1 protein-coding gene is annotated in these 319 nt (G+C 46.1%); it reads left to right on the forward strand.

The features are described from left to right. A partial coding sequence (locus ICN28_RS09690; protein ID WP_216288266.1) for a cadherin-like domain-containing protein occupies nt 1-319 on the forward strand: 319 nt, incomplete at both ends.

Below are 319 nucleotides of genomic sequence, written 5' to 3' on the forward strand. Positions count from 1 at the left end.
TGTTGATCCTGATGATGTAAACACGGTCACAGAAGATACGACACTGACAGTGGCTGCTAATACTGGTTTATTGCTCAATGCAACTGACCCAGAAGGCAATCCATTAACGATTACTGGATATACCATTGCTGGTATATCAGGTACTCAAGCAGTGGGTAGTCCTGTAACGATTCCGAACGTTGGTGCGCTAAGGATCAATGCGGATGGTAGCTATAGCTTTGTGCCAGTTGCTAACTACACAGGTGCGATCCCAGTTGTAACTTATGTGATCAGTGATGGTCAGGGTGGTACAGATACATCGACCTTGACGCTCACGATG

It is taken from the genome of Polynucleobacter sp. 30F-ANTBAC (assembly GCF_018882385.1).
Classification (GTDB): domain Bacteria; phylum Pseudomonadota; class Gammaproteobacteria; order Burkholderiales; family Burkholderiaceae; genus Polynucleobacter.